At 61.6% G+C, this 5,163-nt stretch carries 5 protein-coding genes; 4 read left to right on the forward strand and 1 reads right to left on the reverse strand.

What is annotated here, in order from left to right; genetic code table 11:
- Both ACPLUI_RS15115 and ACPLUI_RS15120 read left to right on the forward strand, forming a co-directional pair.
- Positions 1-2,150 (forward strand): cobaltochelatase CobT-related protein (locus tag ACPLUI_RS15115; RefSeq protein WP_424661064.1); only part of this gene is annotated, 2,150 nt, incomplete at its 5' end.
- Positions 2,151-2,239: 89 nt separating this feature from the next.
- Positions 2,240-3,331, forward strand: a complete 1,092-nt coding sequence (locus ACPLUI_RS15120; protein ID WP_424661065.1) for a RecB family exonuclease — start codon at positions 2,240-2,242, stop codon at positions 3,329-3,331.
- Here the strand turns inward: ACPLUI_RS15120 and ACPLUI_RS15125 are convergent.
- The gene (locus ACPLUI_RS15125; protein ID WP_424661066.1) at positions 3,328-3,582 is read right to left on the reverse strand and encodes a hypothetical protein; all 255 of its coding nucleotides are present in this window, start codon (positions 3,580-3,582) and stop codon (positions 3,328-3,330) included. The two genes, ACPLUI_RS15120 and ACPLUI_RS15125, sit on opposite strands and share 4 nt — an antisense overlap.
- Before the next feature lie 51 nt (positions 3,583-3,633).
- Between ACPLUI_RS15125 and ACPLUI_RS15130 the strand changes: the two genes are divergently transcribed.
- Both ACPLUI_RS15130 and ACPLUI_RS15135 read left to right on the forward strand, forming a co-directional pair.
- Positions 3,634-4,539 carry a DUF3854 domain-containing protein gene (locus ACPLUI_RS15130; RefSeq protein WP_424661067.1) on the forward strand — a complete coding sequence of 302 codons (906 nt, stop codon included), beginning with the start codon at positions 3,634-3,636 and terminating at the stop codon, positions 4,537-4,539.
- A 144-nt stretch (positions 4,540-4,683) separates the two neighbouring features.
- Positions 4,684-5,013 (forward strand): hypothetical protein, encoded by a 330-nt coding sequence (locus tag ACPLUI_RS15135; RefSeq protein ID WP_424661068.1) that lies wholly within the window; start codon positions 4,684-4,686, stop codon positions 5,011-5,013.
- The last annotated feature ends 150 nt before the right edge of the window (positions 5,014-5,163 follow it).

Here is a 5,163-nt window from a genome sequence, read left to right on the forward strand (position 1 = left end):
TCATCGAAGACGCCCGGATAGAGAGGTGCATGTCCAACATCTATCCGGGTGCCATGCTGTGGTTTCGGTTCGTGAATGACTACATCTTCGTGAACCGGAAGGACTGGGGCACGGGGCCCGGGGCGCTCCTGGGTGCGCTGGCCTGCTACGCCGTGGTGGGGAGGGTGCCGGGCTCCATCGCGTCTCAGGAGGACGTGATGGGACTGGTCAGGGAGTGCGCCCCGCACATCGACGCGGGTCGGCTGGCTAAAGACACCCGCGGCGCCCTGGATTGCGCGGAAAGGGTTCTGGATATCGTAAAAAGCTATCTTTCCTCGTACGCTCCCCCGGGAGAAGTACTTGCGGTGGGGACCGGTTCTCCCGAGGGGGCGCCGGAAGGGGGGCTGGACCCGCGCCGGGAGCCGGAGCTGCCGGAAGTCTCTCGAAAAGAATCCTATTCCCACTGCGGGGAAGAGAAAAAAGACGGAAGTGGAGACGAGAAGGAGAGTTTTGATATCGACGGTTCCGGTGACGAGACCGGCCGCGGGGAGCGCCTGGACGAGCTCGGGCCGGGTGAGGGTGAGCGGGCAGTCTCTCCTGCTCCGCCGGAGGAAGTGGATTTCTCAAAAGAAGATTTTCTGGAGGAAGGTTCTCTGGAAAGGGAAGATCTTTCGGGAGAAGGCTCTCTGGAAGGGGATTTTCTGGAGGAAGATTCCTCTGGAGGAGATTCCCCAGAAGGAGATTCTTCTGGAGGAGATTCCCCTGAAGGAGATTCTTCTGAAGGAGATTCTTTTGAAGATGATTCTTTTGGGGATCTTCCGGAAGAAGGGCCCGGCGGCGGGGGACCCCCGGAAGGAGACCTGCCGGAAGAAGAACCTGAAAGATTTTCGGGTGACGAAAGTCCTTCGGAAGAAGAATCTCCGGGCAGCGAAGATCTGGAAACCATCGAAGAAGATGGCGGATACTCTCCGGAAGAAAAATACCCGGACGGTGAAGGCTTCCCGGAACTTGAAGAGCCTGAAGACTCCTTGGACGACCTACCAGAAGGGAAATTCCCGGATGAAGGTTTCTTTGAGGAATTCGAGGACGACCTGCCGGAAGAGGGGTCCCCGGAAGAAAGCGGTGATGAATCCCCGGACGAGGAACGGGGTTCGGGAATTCCTTTGGAACTTCCCGGAGGCGGAGAACCTTCGGGAGGCGACATTGACATGGATGACTACCTGGAAATACTCGAGTCCGCCGGGGAAGAGCTGGAGACCATCGAGGCGGCGGCCTCCCGGGCCGCGAGGCTGGAGGTCCCGGCGGCGGACATCTCGGAGGAAGAGATTGCGAAAGAACTTTCCCGTGATGTACACAGGGGGGTTAAGTTCGTCCTTAAAAAACTCGATCCTGACAGGTACGCCAGGGTCGAGTACGAAGACCTCTACTCCGGGGTGAAGGGGTACGTGTCCAGGACTGTGGAAGAAATTCGCCGTGTCCTGGAGTACAGGGCCGCCGTCAGGGAGCGCAATTTGCGCAAAGGGAAGCTGGACTGCGGGGCTCTCTGGAAGCTCAGGACGGGGGACCCGGGGATTTTCTACAGGGTGAGCGAGCCGGGCGACACTCCCCGGCTGGCGGTCTACCTGCTGGTGGACTGCAGCGGGAGCATGATGGGTCCCAGGATGCGTGCTGCGAGGGGCGCTGCGTGCCTGCTTTACGAGGTGTGCGAGAGGCTGAAGGTTCCGGTGAGCGTGACCGGGTTTACCGGTATGGTTTCCAGCGGGAGCGACGTGACGCACTACCGGGCGGTGGGTTTCGGCGAAGCTGACAGGAAGCACGCTATCGCCCGCCTGGAGGCCGTTTCCGAGAACAGGGACGGCTACTCCATCAGGGTGGCCGTCAGGGAGCTGCTTCTCAGGAACGAGGAGCAGAAGGTGCTCATTGTTCTTTCGGACGGGATGCCGTGCATGCCCTACCTGGACTACGCGGGCAGGAGAGGGGTTAGGGACACCGCTCTGGCTGTCCGGGAGGCGGAGAGGGCGGGCGTCGGGGTAATCGGGCTGTACTTCGGCCCTGAAAGCCATCTTGCTCAGGCGCAGAGAATTTACAGCAACCTGGTGTACGTCAGGGACATCGGGGTGCTGCCCCGGGCCCTGGGGAGGGTGCTCAAGAAGGTCATCGCGGGGTTGTAGCCCGCAGCCGGAAGGTCAGCGATAGTCAAAAGGTCAGTAACAGTCAGAAAGTCAGTGATAGTCAAAAAAATAGGGAGGGGTGTGGAGTGATGCCGGTGGGGATGGAAGTATTTTCGTACAGCCGGCTGTCCAGGTACGAGTCCTGCCCGGCGGCGTTCTACCGGTACTACTGCCTGCGCGCTGGGGGGGCGCCCACTGAGGCGCTGGTGACCGGGAAGGCCGCGCATGCGGTCATTGAGGCGGCCATGAGGCTCGGGCGTAAGGACGAGGTGTTCTTCCGCGTGGCGTCGGAGGCGGTGCTGGCGGCCTCCCCGCTCGAAATAGACCCGGAAGAGGTATTCAGTCTCACCTACAGGGACATTGTCCTGCGGGAGTTTCACCCGGGGAACAGGGTGGAAGAGCACTTTGTGGTCCCCCTGGACGGGGAGGACCCGTTTGCCCCGCAGGTCCAGGGGTATATAGACCTGTGGCGGGACGGGAGCCGTATCGAGCTGATTGACTGGAAGACCAACCGGAAGGCGTACGGTCCCGCGGACACGCACCAGTTGGGGCTGTATGCGTGGTACCTTTCCAGGAGGACGGGGAAGGCCGTGAGGGGGAAGCTGGTCTTCCTGCGGTTGAACGAGGTCCTGGAGCACGAGTTTTCCTACCGGGACATGGAGGGTGCGCGTGAGTGGGCGTACGCGCTGGCGCGGGAGATCCAGGACAGGCTCTGCAGGGTGAGCGAGGGCGGCGACCACCGGGAGCTCTTCCCGGCGAGGGCCGGGGACGCCTGCCGGAGCTGCGAGTACGCGGCGGAGTGTGTTGACGGCAACCTCCCTCCTGTACCCGGGGAGGTGAGGACCTACCAGGAGGCTGAATCTCTAGGAGCAGAAATTCTACGGCTTGACACTGCATTGGGTCAAATGAAGGATATTTTAAAAGCCTACGTGTCGGCCTGCGGGCCGGTGGTCGTGGGGAGCAGGCAGTTCGCCCTGGTGCCTTCGGTCTACTGGAAGTGGGACGCGAGGTCGCTGGAGGCCGCGTTTGAGAGGATCAGGCAGGAGGGCAGGGACCCCTTTGACTTTTTGAGTTTGGGTGCCACCCAGGTCAAAAAGCTGGGCTGGGGCGAAGACGTGCTCCAGGAGCTGGGGGCGGTGAAACGAGAGAGCGTATCTTTCAGGGACATCGCGGCGAGCTAGTCCGCGCCCTGCACGGTCCAGAAAGCGAGGGGGGGAGCCTTACGCGCGTCCCCCTGCAGTTTTTCCAGGGGGTGATCCGCCTGAAGGACTTCGACATTATCGGAGTCGCTGAGAGGCTCGGCCTCCGGTTCACGAAGAAAGGCCCCGGAAACGAAAGGATATACCGGTGTCCCTTCTGCGGCGACTCCGCGAAGCACCCCAATAAAGGGCACCTGTATATCAATGCGGGGACCGGGGTCTTCAAGTGCCACCGGTGCGGGGAGGAGGGGAACGCGGTCACCCTGTGGGCCAGGTGCCGCGGGGTGGACGCGAAGACTGCTTACAGGCAGCTCCGGGACGGGGAGTTTCCGGAGTGCGTGCCGGTCCCCGGAGATAGTGAAGGCAGTAAAGATGGGGAAGCGGCAGATATAGAGGAGAGGGACAGGGTTTACCGGATGTTTCTGGGTCTTCTCAAGCTGGACCCTCCGCACAAAGCCGACCTGCTGCGGCGCGGCCTGAGTGATGTGCAGATACACGACAACCTCTACAAATCTGTTCCCCAGGACGCGAAATTCCGCTGGAAAGTGACCAGGTACCTCCTGGAGAAGGGTTATTCTCTTAAAGGGGTGCCCGGTTTTTTCACGCGGAACGGGAGGTACGGTCCCTTCTGGGACTTCGTGAGCCCGGCCGGGTATTTAATTCCGGTGAAGGACGTGCGGGGCAGGATACAGGCCCTGCAGGTGAGGCTGGACCAGGGGAAGTACATCTGGTTCTCGTCCCACGGGATGCCCAACGGGACGTCCTCGAAGGCTCCCACCCACTACACGGGAGGGAGGGGCAAGGTGTGGGTGACGGAAGGCCCCCTGAAGGCCGACGTGGCCTCGGCGCTGCTGAACACTCCCTTTGTGGGCGTCCCCGGGGTAAGCGCGTGGAAGGACGTTGACGGGGTGCTTGAGGCGTTGAGCTGCAGGGACCCCGTGGTGGCCTTCGACGCGGACAGCAGGACCAACCCCAGCGTCGCGAAGGCGCTGGGGGACTTTGTCGAGAGCCTCAAGCGGAACGGGTACCGGCCCCTGGTGGCCAGCTGGCCCGCCTCATACGGTAAGGGGATAGACGACGTGTTCTTGAAGCTCTACAGGGAAGAGGTGTCGTCCGTAACTCTTACAATCGAGGGCGTGCCGGTGACTGTCAGGAGGACGGTGACCACCACGGTTTCCGTTGGGAAGTAGCTGTGCTGCTTGCTGCCCCGCGGGGAGCGGGGCAGAATGGAGCGCGGTTATAACTGCCGGTGCTTTTAAGACACCGGAGACAGGGTTTAATTCTACGGCGCCTTTGAAGGCCGCCGGTAAAAAAGACCGGGAAGGGGGACAAAAATGGAAGTATGCTACTTTTGCCGGGTGCGCCGGCCTGCCTGGGTGGTGGGCTTCGAGACCAGGCGGGTACTGGTCACCGTGGACATGTGCGAGGAGTGCTACAGGTCCTATCAGGACCAGGAGGCTGCCGTCCACTGCTTGTACAGGTCGCGGCGGTTCTGGTTCAAAATGTTCCTGGTGCACTGTCTGACATGGGCCGGGTCCCGGTCCGCCCTCCTGGGGCGGCTGGTGGCGCGGACGGGGTTTGCCCGCAGGCACCTGGACATAAAGCCGGAGAGCCCGGCCTGGTTTGCTCTGCGGCTGTCCGATGCGCTGAGGGTCCGGTCTTAGTCGAAAAACCCTGCTGTTTTCCCGGCAGGGTGTTTTAATTCAAGAAAGGGGATGGTCCTTATGGTGGCTGGAGTCGAGCTGTTTGCTGAAGAGCTGGCCGCGGTCGCCGACCCGTCGTACAGGGCTTTTGCGGCAGCGTGTCTGGAATCT

This window comes from Desulfofundulus sp. (assembly GCF_049701015.1).
Lineage (GTDB): Bacteria > Bacillota > Desulfotomaculia > Desulfotomaculales > Desulfovirgulaceae > Desulfofundulus.